Origin of the sequence: Sphingobium sp. B2 (assembly GCF_007693735.1) — a bacterium.
Taxonomy (GTDB): Bacteria; Pseudomonadota; Alphaproteobacteria; order Sphingomonadales; family Sphingomonadaceae; genus Sphingobium; species Sphingobium xenophagum.
On sequence record NZ_VDBZ01000003.1, the window covers coordinates 435748 to 450182 of the forward strand.

Genomic DNA, 14435 nt, shown 5'->3' on the forward strand with positions numbered 1-14435 from the left:
TCGTTCGATGAACGCCTCCCCCCTCTCCTACTGGCTTGCCAGCGCGCCGCCCTTCATGGGCGGTGCGAAGGGCGGGGTCGAAGGGTCGGCTGACATCGCCATAATCGGTGGTGGCTTCACCGGCCTGTCGGCGGCCCTAGCGCTGGCGAAGCGCGGCGCAAGCGTCGTTCTGCTGGAGGCGGGGAAGGTCGTGGGCGAGGCGTCCGGGCGCAATGGCGGCCAGTGCAACAATGGTACCGCGCATGACTATGGCGCATTGTCGGCAAGGTTCGGCAAGCCGGTCGCCAAAGCCTGGTACAGGGCGCATTGCGACGCGGTCGATACGGTCGAGCGGCTGGCTCGCGAGGAAGGGATTGACTGCAATTTCACCCGCTGCGGCCGGGTGAAGCTGGCGGCCAAGCCCAAACATTATGACAAGCTGGCGCGGGCGCATGACCTGCTGGCCGCTGAAGTCGATGAGCATGTGCGGCTGGTGCCCCCGGCGCGGATCGGTGATGAGGTTGGGTCCGACGCCTTTCATGGCGCGCTGATCCAGACCACAAGCGCGCAAATCCACCCTGCCCGTTTCGGAGTGGGTCTTGCTGAAGCAGCAACGCGGGCCGGCGCACATATTTTCGAAGGGGCCGAGGTCACAGGGCTTGACCGGGCACAGACCGGTTGGCGGGTTGTCTCCTCGCGCGGGTCCGTCGATGCAAAGCAGGTGCTGGTCGCCACGGGCGGCGCGCCTGCCGCTGCACCGTTCGGCTTCTTCCGTCGCCGGATCGTGTCGGTCGGCAGCTTCGTAATCGCAACCGAGCCACTGGACGACGCGCTGATCGAAAAGTTGCTGCCAGGACGCCGCAATTATGTGACCAGCAAGAATATCGGCAATTATTTCCGTCTGGCGCCCGACAATCGCCTGATCTTCGGCGGGCGGGCGCGCTTTGCCATCAGCGATGCCCGATCGGATTTGAAAAGCGGACGCATTCTGGAGGAGGCGCTGGGGGAAATATTCCCAGCGCTCAGAGGCGTCGGCGTCGACCATGTGTGGGGCGGGATGGTGGACCTGACCGCCGACCGCCTGCCCCGCGCGGGCGAGACGGGCGGCCTTTATTATTCGATGGGCTATAGCGGCCATGGCGTGCAGATGGCGACCCATATGGGGCAGCAGATGGCGCGCGTGATGAGCGGCGAGCCCGACGCCAACCCTTGGGCCGAACTGGACTGGCCGAGCGTGCCGGGGCATTTTGGCAAGCCATGGTTCCTGCCGCTGGTTGGGCTATGGTATAAATGGCAGGACGTGATCCATTGACCGATATCTTGTCCCCCTATTCCCGCCGCGGCCTGATCGGCGCTGGCCTTGGCGTTGGCGCTGGACTGTTGCTGCCCGATAGCGCGATGTCCGCCAGCCGCCCCCGCCGGGGCGGACGCATCCGCGCCGCCGGGATGACGGCATCGACCGCCGATACGCTTGACCCCGCCAAAGGTGCGAATTCAAGCGATTATATCCGTCACTACATGTTCTACAGCCTGCTGACCCAGCTGGACCGCAACCTGATCCCCCAGTTGGAACTGGCCGAACGGATCGAGAGCAGCGACCAGATCAACTGGCATATCAGGCTGCGCAAGGGCATCACATTTCATGATGGTGCGACGCTGACGGCGCAGGATGTCGTCTGGACCCTGATGCGACACAAAAATCCGGCGACCGGATCGAAAATGGCGCAAATTGCCGAGCAGTTTGCCCAGATTCGAGCCACGAGCAAACAGGATGTGTTCATTCGCCTGACCGGCCCCAATGCCGATCTGCCCGCCATTCTTGCACAAACGCATTTCGGGATATTGCGCGAAGGGACGAGCGATTTCCGCACCGCCAACGGCACCGGCCCATTTTTGTGCGCACAATTTCGCCCCGGCGTCCGCACGCTGGCGCGGCGCAATCCCAATTTCTGGAAGCCGGGCAAACCCTATCTGGACGAAATCGAACTCATCAGCATTCCCGACGAGACCAGTCGGGTCAACGCGCTGCTGTCGGGCGACGTCCACATCATCCTAGCGGTCAACCCGCGATCGAGCAAGCGCATCCATGCCTCGCCCCGCCACAATCTGATGGTGACACCATCGGGGCTGCACACCAACCTGATCATGCGCCAGGATCGCCTGCCAACCGGAAACCCGCATTTCGTTGCAGCGATCAAATATCTGTTCGACCGCCCCCTCATAAAACGGGCGCTCTTCCGCGGCTATGCGACGATCGCCAACGATCACCCGATCCCGCCTTTCCATCCTTATTATCGCGCTGATCTGCCGCAGCGGGTGCTCGACCTGGACAAGGCGCGCTGGCACCTGCAACGGGCGGGATTGAAGGGAACGCGGCTGCCGATCTATGCGTCACCCGCGGCGGAAGGATCGGTCGATATGGCATCGGTCCTACAGGAATATGGATCGCGCATCGGCCTTAATCTGGCCGTCAATCGCGTGCCCGCCGACGGCTATTGGTCGACCCACTGGATGAAACACCCAATGGGCTTTGGCAACACCAACCCGCGTCCGACCGCCGATCTGATGTTCAGCCTGTTCTACAAGTCGGATGCGGCCTGGAATGAGAGCGGCTGGAAAAATGCGCGCTTCGACCGCCTGCTGGTGGAAGCGCGCGGCGAAGCCGACCAGGCAAAGCGCAAACAGCTTTATGGCGAGATGCAAGAGCTGGTCCGCGACTATTGCGGGGTTTCCATTCCGGTCTTCATCAACCTGATCGATGCCCATGACCGGCGGTTAAAGGGCATGTATCCAATCGCCATTGGCGGCATGATGGGTTACCAATTTGCCGAACATGTCTGGTGGGAAGGCTGATGGCGGGCGCATCCTCCCGCAGCGGCATGAGCGCCGCGCTGACATTGATCGGCAAGCGGTTCGCATCGTCATTGCTGACGCTGCTGCTGGTGTCGATGACGATCTTCGTGATCGCCCAATTATTGCCCGGCGACGCGGCGCAGGAAGCGCTGGGGCAGAGCGCCACGCCGGACCAGGTCGCGGCATTGCGCCATGAAATGGGTCTCGATCGCCCGGCCCATGTGCGTTATGTGAGCTGGCTTGGCGGCATGCTGACGGGCGATCCTGGCCAATCGATGGTCGCGAACATGCCGGTCGGCGAAGTCATTGAGGAGCGCTTGCCCAACAGCCTGCTGCTCGCCGCTCTGGCCGCCATGGTCGCGATCCCTGTCGCGCTTTCCATCGGCATCGGATCCGCCATGAACCGCGGCGGGCGGATAGACCGGGCGCTCAACGTCGTGACGCTCGCCATGGTGGCGGTACCCGAATTTCTGGTCGCGACCATCGCCGTGCTGATCTTTTCGGTGAAACTCCGCTGGCTGCCCTCGATCGCGCTGGCGTCGAGCGACATGGAGTGGGGCGAGTATCTGCGCGGCGTTGCCATGCCAGTCCTGACATTATGCGTGATCGTTATCGCGCAGATGGCGCGGATGACGCGCGCAGCAGTGATCGACCAGATGGACCGGCCCTATGTCGAAATGGCGGTGCTGAAGGGCGTTGCGCCGGTGCGTGTCATATTGCGGCACATCATGCCCAACGCCATCGCGCCGATCGTGAACGCCATGGCATTGAGCCTGTCCTACCTGCTGGGCGGGGCGGTGATCGTGGAAACCATCTTCAACTATCCGGGGCTTGCCAGCCTGATGGTCAATGCGGTCACCAGTCGCGACATGCCGCTATTGCAGGCGTGCGCCATGATATTCTGCGCCGCCTATCTCATCCTGATGCTGATCGCGGACGTTACCGCGATCCTGGCCAACCCAAGGCTGCGGGCGCAATGATGGGCAATATCTTTCAACGGGCCAAAGCCCTGCCGCTGTCGGGCAAGCTGGGGTTGGCCCTGGTCATCTTCTGGCTGGCTGTCGCACTGTTCGGACCCATGCTGGCCCCCTATCCGGTCGGCGCGTTCGTCGCCTATGACGTGTTTGACGGACAATCCGCGAAGCATTGGCTGGGCAGCGACTATCTGGGCCGCGATGTGCTGAGCCGGCTGATGTCGGGCGCGCGCTATACAGTTGGGCTGGCGGCGGCGGCGGCGTTGCTGGCGAGTACCAGCGGCACGGCGCTGGCGCTGACGGCGGCAGTGGGCGGAGCCAAGGTCGATGAGCCGCTTTCGCGCTTCATGGATATGCTGATTTCGATCCCCTCCAAGATATTCTCTCTGGTGCTGGTCGCGGCATTCGGATCCTCGCTGGGGCTGCTGCTGCTGATCGCGGCCTTCACCTATATCCCCGGCAATTACCGGATCGCGCGGGCTCTGGCCGTCAATCTGGCGCAGATGGATTATGTGCAGGTGGCGAAGGCGCGCGGCGAACGGCGCTTCTACATAGCGATCGCTGAAATATTGCCCAATATGATCCACCCGCTTCTGGCCGATTTCGGCCTGCGCTTCGTCTTCATCGTGCTGCTGCTGTCGGGCCTGTCCTTCCTTGGCCTTGGCGTGCAGCCCCCCGACGCTGATCTGGGATCGCTGGTGCGCGAGAATATCTCCGGGCTGGGCGAAGGTGCGCTTGCGATCATAGCGCCAGCCGTTGCGATTGCGACGCTGACGGTAGGAGTGAACCTGTTGATCGATGCGATCGGCTTTTCGGGCAAGGGCAAAGGCCAATGAGCGCGACGCCCCATGTCGAGGTAAAGGGCCTGACCGTTACCGCGCGCAATAGCGCGGGCGAGATATTCCCGATCGTCAGCGACATTGATTTCGCGCTGAATCGCGGCGAAGTGCTGGCGCTGATCGGCGAGAGCGGATCGGGCAAGACGACGATCGCGCTGACGCTGCTGGGCCATGCCAGGCCGGGGGCGAAGATCGCGGAAGGGTCGATCCGGGTGGGCGAGTGCGACCTTACCAAGCTCGATCGCGGCGCGCTGGCACAATTGCGCGGCAATCGCATCGCCTATATCGCACAAAGCGCGGCATCCGCCTTCAATCCATCGCGCACCATCATGGATCAGGTGGTCGAGCCTGCGCTGATCCACAATCTGATGCCGCGCGCGGAGGCCGAGGCCAAGGCGGTCGACCTGTTCCGCGCGCTCGCCCTGCCCTTTCCCGAAACGATCGGCGCGCGCTATCCGCATCAATTGTCGGGCGGACAGTTGCAGCGGTTGATGGCCGCGATGGCGCTGATCACGGACCCGGAACTGGTCATATTGGACGAACCGACGACTGCGCTGGACGTGACCACCCAGATCGAGGTGCTCCGCGCGTTCAAGACAGTCGTGCTGGAACGGGGCGCAACCGCCATCTACGTGTCGCACGACCTGGCCGTCGTCGCACAGATGGCCGACCAGATTGTCGTGCTGAGCCAGGGGCGCATCCGGGAGGCGGGCGCGGCTGCGCAAATCCTCCACGCCCCCGCGGATGACTATACCAGGACGCTGATGGCTGCCGCCCGGCCCGCGGTCCGCCCGGCACCCCCAAAAATTGCCCTGCCCGCCGCGCCGCTGCTGGAAATACGCGGCATGACGGCGGGCTATGGCAAGATCGGCAAGGATGGTCGTCCGCGTATTCCGGTACTGCGCGACATCAACCTGACGATCGAGCGAGGCGCGACTTTGGGCGTGATCGGCGAAAGCGGATCGGGCAAATCCACTATCGCGCGGGTCATCGCCGGGTTGTTGCCACCCGCCAGCGGGCAGGTGCTGCTGGATGGCGAAACTCTGCCGCCAGGCTTGCACGGGCGTAGTCGCGACCAGTTTCGCCGGGTGCAACTGGTGTTCCAGAATGCCGATACGGCGCTCAATCCCGCGCACAGCGTCGGTCGGATATTGACGCGACCGCTGGCCTTCTACCACGGGCTCAAGGGCAATGCGGCGCGGATGCGCGTGCTGGAGTTGCTCGATCTGATCCGCCTGCCCGCCACGCTGATCGACCAGCCGATCGGCGGCCTTTCTGGCGGCCAGAAGCAGCGGATCAACCTGGCGCGAGCGCTGGCGGCCGATCCGCAACTGATCCTGTGCGACGAGGTGACGTCCGCGCTCGATACTGTCGTGGGCGCGGCGATATTGGAACTGATGGCCGAATTGCGCCGGGAACTTGGCATTGCGACCATGTTCATCAGCCATGACATTTCAACGGTCCGGGCGATCTGCGACGACATATTGGTGCTTTATGCCGGTACGATGGTCGAGACCGGGCCGCGTGAAGCGTTCGGCGTCGCGCCGTTCCATCCCTATACGGACCTGCTGATCGGATCGGTGCCGGAAATGCGGGCGGGATGGCTGGAGGAGAGTCATGCCGGGATCGCGCCGCCGCCGGTTGGAGGACAGGGCGATCATCCAGACCTTTGCCGCTTCCTGCCACGCTGCCCCGCGCGGGTGGATGGGCTTTGCAATACCACGCCCCCACCCCGCCGCCCGCTCAGCAAGGGCAGCCAGATATTGTGCCATCTTGGAGATGAAAGCTTGCGTCCGTCATGAGCCGCTTCGTTCGTCTGGGTGAAACCGATCGCCCCGCTATCACCGTGCATGTCGATGGCGCCCCCGTCGGGGCGCTGGAGGGTGACACGTTGATGGTCGCATTGTTGAACCAGGGCAGCGTGTTGCGCCAGTCAGAGTTCGGGCCGGAGAAACGGGCCGGTTTCTGCCTGATGGGTGCGTGCCAGGATTGCTGGGTGTGGACCGAAAGCGGCGACCGCCTGCGCGCCTGTTCGACCCTGGCCGCGTCGGGCCAGCGCATCCTGACCAGCCAGCCGGAGGCATCATGGCCGAACAACGCATGAGCCCAAGGGTCATTATCGTTGGTGCAGGACCAGCCGGGACGCGCGCGGCGCAAGCCTGCGTGCAGGCAGGCGTGCGCCCGATCCTGCTGGACGAGGGACGACGCGACGGCGGCCAGATCTATCGCCGTCAGCCGGACAATTTCACCCGGCCCTATGCCAAGCTGTACGGCAGCGAGGCCGGACGGGCGCAGGCGCTGCATGAAACATTCGATGGGCTCAAGAGCGCGATCGATTATCGCCCGGAAACGCTGGTGTGGAACATTGCTGGCGGGCAAGTCTGGACAGCGAGTGCGACATATGCGGACGCAATTCCGTTTGACGCATTATTGCTGTGCACTGGGGCGACCGATCGGCTGATGCCGGTCAAGGGATGGCAGTTTGCCGGCAGCTATAGCCTGGGCGGGTCGCAGGTGGCGCTCAAGAGCCAGGCGGTATCGATCGGGCACAATGTCGTGTTCATGGGATCGGGGCCGCTGCTCTATCTGGTTGCAAGCCAATATGTCGAGGCAGGCGCGAATGTCGTCGCTGTGCTCGATACCGCGCCCTACAGTGCGCGGATCAAGGCTTTGCCTGACCTGCTGGCGGTGCCGTCTGTGCTGTGGAACGGCGTCGCGCTGACGATGAAATTGAAGCGCGCGGGCGTAGCCGTGCACAATGGCATCACGCCGCTGGAAATCATCGGCAACGCCGATAGCGGCGTTAGCGCCGTGCGTTTTCGCACCGGAGCGGGGACCGAACAGGACATTGTCTGCGACGCGGTGGCGATGGGGCATCATTTGCGCCCGGAAACGCAGCTGGCCGATCTGGCGCGCTGCGCCTTCGCATTTGATCCAGGCACGCGGCAATGGCTGCCGGAGCGGGACAGCGATGGACGGTCGAGCGTGGCGGGCGTTTATTTGGCGGGCGACGGAGCCAAGATATTGGGCGCGCGATCAGCCGAAGCCAGCGGGCGGCTGGCGGCGCTGGCGGCACTGGCCGATCTGGGGCTGCCGGTGGACAAGGGCGAGATGGCGTCGCTGCGCGGCGATGTCGGCACCTATGCGAAATTTGCGCGGGGATTGGCGAAGGCCTTTCCATGGCCTTCGCACCAAGCATCGCAATTGCCGGACGATGCGATCTTGTGCCGGTGCGAGGGGGTGACCGCTGGCGACCTGCGCGGCATCATGCGCCAGACGGGCGCCAAGGAGGCAAACCGGGCCAAGGCGTTCAGCCGGGTCGGCATGGGGCGTTGCCAGGGCCGTTATTGCGGGCTGGCGGCGGCCGAGTTGATCGCGGCGGAAGCGGACATTCCCATTGAGCAGGTTGGCCGATTGCGCGGTCAGGCGCCGGTCAAGCCGCTGACCATAGCGATTGGAGACGATCAATGAGCGGGGCCAGCGATGTCATCATCGTGGGCGGCGGGCTGATGGGGTCATCGGCAGCACTTTTCCTGCGCGGCCATGGCCTGTCAGTGACCTTGCTGGAGACCGACCTGATCGGTCGGCAGGCAAGCGGCACCAATTTTGGCAATGTGAGGCGACAGGGGCGCCCCATCCATCAATTGCCGCTGGCCAATCGCGCCATCGCCATCTGGCGGAAATCGCGAGCATTATTGGGGGCCGATGTCGAATCTCTCCAGTCCGGACATATCCGCGTCTGTTATCGCGAACGGCCCGAACTCTGTCTCTTATACACATCTAGATGTGTATAAGAGACAGGTCCGGACATATCCGCGTCTGTTATCGCGAACGGCCCGAACTGGTCGGTTCGATGGAGGATTATGCGGCAAATGCGCGCATGGAAGGGCTGGATCTGGAACTGGTGAGCGGCAATGTGCTGCGCGACAAATTTCCCTTTTTCGGGCCTGACGTGCTGGCCGGTTCCTATTCGGCAACGGATGGTCACGCCAATCCGCGCCTCGCCGCGCCTGCCTTTGCGCGGGCAGCGGCACGACTGGGCGCGGTGATCCATGAAAATACCCAGATTGTCGATGCGCAGAAGGTCGGGGAGGATTTCATCGTCACGGCAGCGGACGGGCGGACATTCCGCGCGCCTATATTGCTGGTGACGGCGGGCGCATGGGGCAATGCGTTGTCATCGCAATTTGGCGAGCCGGTGCCGATCGTCCCCAAAGGCCCGACCATGAGCGTGACAGAGCCGGTGCCTTACGCCATTTTGCCGACGGTCGGCGTGATGACCCCGTTGGAGCAGGAGACGGTCTATTTCCGTCAGGTAGCGCGGGGCAATATCGTGCTGGGCGGCAGCACGCGGGGACCATCCTTCCCCGACCAGTATCGCGCCTATGTCGAGCCGCAAAATACGGTGAGTCAGTTGAAGCATATAAGGCGGCTCGCCCCGTCGCTGGGCAGGCTCAACATCATCCGCGTCTGGTCCGGGATCGAGGGCTATATGCCTGACAGCCAGCCGGTGATGGGACCGAGCGCGACAACCAGCGGGCTATATTATGCGTTCGGCTTTTCAGGATCGGGTTTCCAGATCGGGCCGGGCGTGGGCGAGACGATGGCGGAGATCATCGCGAAGGGCGCGACCGACATCCCGACCGAACCCTATCGCGTCGAACGGTTCGCTACCCAGGCCTGACATAGACAAGCGGACATTGCCGATTGCGCGCCACGCCCTATAAGCGCGATGTCAGACAGGGCGGAACTGCGCCGCCCTGCCTGTGCCCGGGGGCAGGATGGAACAACAGGACAGCCGGGCATCGACCGGTAGTGACGAAACTTTGCGCGCGGGTCTTTTCGCACCGCGCATCGCGGCGCTGAATGCCGCATTGGCGCTGGCCTATTGCGTCGTCGGGTGGCTGGGCCTGAAAATGGCGATCCCGCCCGGCTATGCGACGGTGATCTGGCCGGCGTCGGGTATCGCGGTGTCCGCCATCCTGGTTTTCGGACGTACGCTATGGCCGGGCGTTGCGATCGGCGCGTTTCTTGTCAATGTCGCGATCGGCATGATGCGACTGGAAACGGCAGGCCTGCCGCTGATCCTGTCCAACGCGCTGTGCATTGCAATCGGATCGACCTTGCAGGCATTGGTCGCCGCCTGCATCGTACGTAAGCGCTTCGGGACGCCGATCCAGTTGACGTCGGCATGGGATGTTGCGCTGATGGCGGCGCTGATCTGTCCGCTGGCCTGCGTCATCGCGCCCAGCATCGGCGTCACCATTTTGTACCTGAACCACAGCATCCCTGCGACCGCCATTGCCGAAAGCTGGGCGACATGGTGGACAGGTGATCTGCTGGGGGTGTTGATCGTCACCCCGGTCATCATGCTCGGTCCCTGGAAGGGATGGCGCATATTGTGGCGCGGCGAGCCGATCGCGCATTATACCGCGACGATGAGCGCGGTCATGATGGTCATGATCGGTGGCACGTTGACCGCATGGAAGGTCACGTCCGAATTCGTCCATGACCGCAACCAGGCGAGCTTTGCCGTGCTGGCGCATGAAAATGAGCGGGCATTGCGATACCGGCTGGAAGCCTATTCCCGCAGTCTGGACGGCGCCGCGGCGCTATTTGCCGCGTCGGACGAGATAACCCCGGACGATTGGCGCGCCTATGTGGCGGCGCTGAACATGGGCACATTCCTGCCCGGTCTGAACGGCATGGGCTATATCCGTCCCGTGACACCTGCGACGCTGCCCGCGTTTATGCGCGCGCAGACGCAGCGTTTTCCCGGCTATCGCATCCATCCCGACAGCAACGCCCCCCTGCGCGGCGTGATCGCCCAGATCGAACCGATAGCCACCAACCGCGCCGCCATGGGGCTGGACATATTGGCCGAAGCCCGGCGGCGATCCGCCGCGCTGCACGCGCGCGACACCGGCAAGGCGACGATCACCCGGCGCATCATATTGGTGCAGGATGCGCAAAAGCGCCCCGGCTTCCTGCTGTTGCGGCCTCTCTATCAGCCCGGCCTGCCCCATGCGACCGTGGAGGAGCGACGCAAGGCCCTGATCGCGTGGATCTATGCGCCGTTCGTCGCCAACCGCCTGATGGAGGGCTTGACGCAAAGTCAGGGACGGTCGCTGGACATCCATATTTTCGATGGTCCTGTGACGGCCGATGATGACACTATTTATGCCAGCGCTGCCAAGGGGAATCATCGACCCAAATATAGCGTAACCCGCACGCTGTTGCTGATGGAGCAGAGATGGACGGTGCGCTGGACCAGCACGCCCCAGTTTGAGCGAAGCGTATCGACGAGCGAAGGCTGGCTGGTGCTGCTTTGCGGGCTGGCGATCAGCTGGATATTCGGCATATTGACGCTGTCCTACATCCGGCGCGAAGCCTATGCGTTGCAGCAGGTGGAGATCAAGACCAGCGAATTGATGGAGCGCGAAACGGTGCTCCAGCAGGCGGTGAGCGCACTGGAGGAAAGCGAACGGCATTTTTCCGCGCTGGCCAGCCTGTCACCTGCCGGGATTTTCCGCACGGACGATCTGGGCTTTTGCAATTTCGCCAATGACGCCTGGCTGAAAACCACTGGCCTGTCTCGCGACGCGGTCATGGGCGTTGGCTGGATGGCGGCGATCCACCCCCATGATCGTGAGAAGATACGGGCGCAATGGCGGACCGCCATGTCGCAAGGGCGGACATGGCGAGTGGAATTGCGCTTCTGCCACAGCGATGGCGGCATTTGCTGGGTCGACCTGATCTGTGGCCCGGAGGTCGATACGCAAGGGCAGTTGATCGGCCTGATCGGGGTTGGCACCGACATCACGCGGCGCAAGGATCTGGAACAGGAGAATGAGGCAGCGCTGGTGCGCGCTGAACAGGCGGCCAATGCCAAGGCCGTTTTCCTGGCGAATATGAGCCATGAGATCCGCACGCCGATGAACGGCGTTATCGGCTTTACCGAATTGCTGTTGCAGGATGAGCCGCGTCATGCGCAGCGCAGCAAGCTGGAGCTCATCCTGGAATCCAGCCAGTCGATGATGGAATTGCTGAACGACATATTGGATTTTTCACGGATCGAGGCGGGGCAGATGGTGCTGGAACCCGAACCGGTGAACCTTCAGAAGAAGTTGCAGTCGAGCGTTGCCGCACTCCATGCGCTGGCCGAACGCAAGGGGCTGCCCGTGTCCGTCATCGTCGACCCGGCCTTGCCGCAAATGATCCTGTGCGACCGGTTGCGATTGCGCCAGATCATCGTCAACCTGTTGGCCAACGCGATCAAATTCACTCATGAGGGGCATATCACCATCCGGGCGATCAAGCTGCCCGATGCCGTGCTGCGCATAGAGGTGGAAGATACTGGCATCGGCATAGCCCATGACCGGCAGACCGCGATATTTCGGGAATTTGTCCAGGCGCATGGGGCTGCGGCACAGCGCCATGGGGGTTCGGGCCTTGGCCTGGCGATCTGCGACAAGCTGGCGCGGTTGATGGGCGGACATGTCGTGCTGCGCAGCAGTCCGGGTGAGGGCACGATCGTCGCGCTTCAGATACCGCTGGTAGCCGCAGAGGGCGAAGCATTGGCGCCAGCGCCCACCATGATGGATCTGCCGGTCAGGGCCACCATCGCGCGCCGCATCCTGCTGGTCGAGGACCATGACATCAATCAGTTGCTGGTGTCGGAGATGCTGGAGCGGCTGGGCCATGAAGTCGCCATCGCCTCCAACGGTGCCGAAGCGATCGCCATGGTGGATGACGCCCATGCGCGAGGATTGCCCTATGCGTTGGTGTTGATGGATCTGCGCATGCCACACATGGACGGGATGACGGCGACGCGCACGTTGCGCAGGCGTGGCTATGGTCCCGACCGGCTGCCGATCATCGCGATCAGCGCGAATGCCTATGCGGACGATATTACGGCCTGTCTGGACGCTGGCATGCAGGGCCATGTGGCCAAGCCGGTCAGGATGAGCGATTTGCAGGCGGCGCTGAAGCCGTGGTTGCGCGTGGAAAACGACGATCGGATGCTGACAGGATCGGCGCCGTCCCCCGAACTGGCGCGCATGTATCGCCAGCGGCTGGATAATATCGCAATACTGTTCGCCGATGCCGTCGCGCCCGATGGACTGACGAGCGAGACAAAGGCGCAGTTGCGTAACGCCATGCACCAGTTGGCCGGGACGGCCGGCCTGTTTGAGAGCGCAACGACCAGCAGCGCGCTCCGCGAGCTTTATGAAGCGCTGGAGGCGTGGTCCGACGAGCAATGGCGAGACCTGATTCGCGGGGCAGCCGAACGGTTCGCGCTGATTACAGGTCAGCCAGAAAGGGCTTTGTAACGCTACAAATGCTGGCTAGACCCATTTAGTCCCTCTGCGGAACACCTGCCGCCGCATTTACCCATCACGGCGCTTGATGGCGGGATATAGTTCGGTTAGCGCGCATGTATAACAAATGTTTAACAAGCTGGGGTCGACGTGATACATAAGGTTTATGTCGTCGATGACGACGAACTAACATGCGTCGCGTTGCGCGACCTGCTCGAAATCGTGCCGGGGGTCGATGTCGAGATGTTTGCGTCGGGCCAGGATTTCCTCGACGCCATGCCGGTTGCTGGCGGGCTTTTGCTGATGGACGTCTATATGCCCGGCCTGGACGGGTTTGAGACAGTCGCGAAGCTGGGAGCGAAGCGCAGCCAATTTCCCACCATCATGATGTCGGGCCGGGGCGAAATCCGTCAGGCGGTGCAGGCGATGAAGATGGGCGCGATCGATTATCTGGAAAAGCCGTGCCAGCCGCAAACGCTTTATGCAGCGGTCAAGGCTGGCCTGGGCCAATTGAAAACGGTGCTTGATGACCAAAGCGCCAATACCGAGGCGCAGCAGCGCATTGCCAGCCTGACCGAGCGGGAAAGCGAACTGCTGCGCCTGCTGGTCAGCGGTATGACCAACAAGGATGCGGCCGAGCAGATGGCGATAAGCGTAAGGACGGCGGAGGCCCATCGCGCCAAGATCATGCTGAAGCTGGGCGCGGACAATTTCACCGAAGTCATGCGGTTGGCCTATGCATCGGGCTTTGCCACGCTGAACCCGGACAACGGCCTGCCGCCCGTGCTGCAACAGGCTTAACGTTGCGGTAAGCATTTGTGCTTACGTATTTATACCAATTCGCGAGCATAACGGCGTAATGCGGGATGGCAGCATCATTTCATACCCCTTGATGCGGGTCATCCTGTTCGCCGGAGCCATGGCTTGTTCCAGCCTTGCCATGGGTCAAACAGCGAATGCCGCCTCCGGCGGCGCGGCGGTGACGATCTTGCGATCGCTATCGGCGACCCAGGAAGAATCGCTCGATTTCGGGCGTATTCTTCCTGCGGCGCGGGACGGTATCGTGACGGTGCGGCCTGATGGCGGGACCGATTGCAGCGGCGCAATGCTGTGCCTGGGCAAAGGGAAGCCCGCCCTGTTCCGGTTGACCGGCTCAGACTCGCCATTGTTCGTATCGATCGATCCGGCAGTCGCGATGATGGGACCGGATGCCGCGAGTCTGATGGTAACCCTGTTGCCATCCGGGCCTGTGGCGACGGCGAGTCCCGCTGGGGCATCCTATGCGGTGGGCGGACAGATGGTGGTGACGGCTGGGACGCCACCGGGCAGCTATGCCGGGCAATATAATATTAGCTTTGAATATCAGTAATTTAGGATAAATTCTCTGGTCATTTCGATGGTTAATCGCGGCTTTACCATGCCCATTAGCCTTAGATAGACGGACATTTCCTATCCATGCCTCTGTCGGA

12 protein-coding genes are annotated in these 14435 nt (G+C 62.7%); all 12 read left to right on the plus strand.

What is annotated here, in order from left to right:
* The first annotated feature begins 7 nt into the window (after positions 1 to 7).
* The 12 genes from FE851_RS20475 to FE851_RS20525 all read left to right on the plus strand — a co-directional run bounded on the left by FE851_RS20475 (position 8) and on the right by FE851_RS20525 (position 14335).
* Positions 8 to 1291, plus strand: coding sequence for an NAD(P)/FAD-dependent oxidoreductase (locus FE851_RS20475; RefSeq protein ID WP_145206543.1), 1284 nt, complete (start codon positions 8 to 10; stop codon positions 1289 to 1291).
* The gene (locus FE851_RS20480) at positions 1288 to 2832 is read left to right on the plus strand and encodes an ABC transporter substrate-binding protein (RefSeq protein WP_145206544.1); all 1545 of its coding nucleotides are present in this window, start codon (positions 1288 to 1290) and stop codon (positions 2830 to 2832) included. Before FE851_RS20475 ends, FE851_RS20480 begins: the two co-directional genes overlap by 4 nt.
* A complete protein-coding gene (locus FE851_RS20485; protein WP_145206545.1) occupies positions 2832 to 3812 on the plus strand; it encodes an ABC transporter permease in 981 nt (326 codons plus the stop codon). The genes FE851_RS20480 and FE851_RS20485 overlap by 1 nt, the downstream gene beginning before the upstream one ends.
* A complete protein-coding gene (locus FE851_RS20490) occupies positions 3809 to 4642 on the plus strand; it encodes an ABC transporter permease (RefSeq protein WP_026149741.1) in 834 nt (277 codons plus the stop codon). Before FE851_RS20485 ends, FE851_RS20490 begins: the two co-directional genes overlap by 4 nt.
* Positions 4639 to 6447, plus strand: coding sequence for an ABC transporter ATP-binding protein (locus FE851_RS20495; RefSeq protein WP_145206546.1), 1809 nt, complete (start codon positions 4639 to 4641; stop codon positions 6445 to 6447). Before FE851_RS20490 ends, FE851_RS20495 begins: the two co-directional genes overlap by 4 nt.
* On the plus strand, positions 6444 to 6749 hold the full coding sequence (locus FE851_RS20500; RefSeq protein WP_019053327.1) for a (2Fe-2S)-binding protein: 306 nt from the start codon (positions 6444 to 6446) through the stop codon (positions 6747 to 6749). The genes FE851_RS20495 and FE851_RS20500 overlap by 4 nt, the downstream gene beginning before the upstream one ends.
* Positions 6731 to 8116, plus strand: a complete 1386-nt coding sequence (locus FE851_RS20505; protein ID WP_261371111.1) for an NAD(P)/FAD-dependent oxidoreductase — start codon at positions 6731 to 6733, stop codon at positions 8114 to 8116. Before FE851_RS20500 ends, FE851_RS20505 begins: the two co-directional genes overlap by 19 nt.
* Positions 8113 to 8439: an NAD(P)/FAD-dependent oxidoreductase gene (locus tag FE851_RS26945; RefSeq protein WP_261371112.1), complete on the plus strand. Its 327-nt coding sequence runs from the start codon at positions 8113 to 8115 to the stop codon at positions 8437 to 8439. Before FE851_RS20505 ends, FE851_RS26945 begins: the two co-directional genes overlap by 4 nt.
* Positions 8430 to 9329 (plus strand): NAD(P)/FAD-dependent oxidoreductase, encoded by a 900-nt coding sequence (locus tag FE851_RS20510; RefSeq protein ID WP_261371113.1) that lies wholly within the window; start codon positions 8430 to 8432, stop codon positions 9327 to 9329. The genes FE851_RS26945 and FE851_RS20510 overlap by 10 nt, the downstream gene beginning before the upstream one ends.
* Positions 9330 to 9426: 97 nt before the next feature.
* Positions 9427 to 12978, plus strand: coding sequence for a CHASE domain-containing protein (locus tag FE851_RS20515; protein WP_145206547.1), 3552 nt, complete (start codon positions 9427 to 9429; stop codon positions 12976 to 12978).
* Positions 12979 to 13116: 138 nt separating this feature from the next.
* Positions 13117 to 13767 carry a response regulator transcription factor gene (locus FE851_RS20520; protein WP_145206548.1) on the plus strand — a complete coding sequence of 217 codons (651 nt, stop codon included), beginning with the start codon at positions 13117 to 13119 and terminating at the stop codon, positions 13765 to 13767.
* A gap of 139 nt (positions 13768 to 13906) precedes the next feature.
* Positions 13907 to 14335 carry a DUF4402 domain-containing protein gene (locus FE851_RS20525; RefSeq protein WP_261371114.1) on the plus strand — a complete coding sequence of 143 codons (429 nt, stop codon included), beginning with the start codon at positions 13907 to 13909 and terminating at the stop codon, positions 14333 to 14335.
* Positions 14336 to 14435 lie beyond the last annotated feature (100 nt).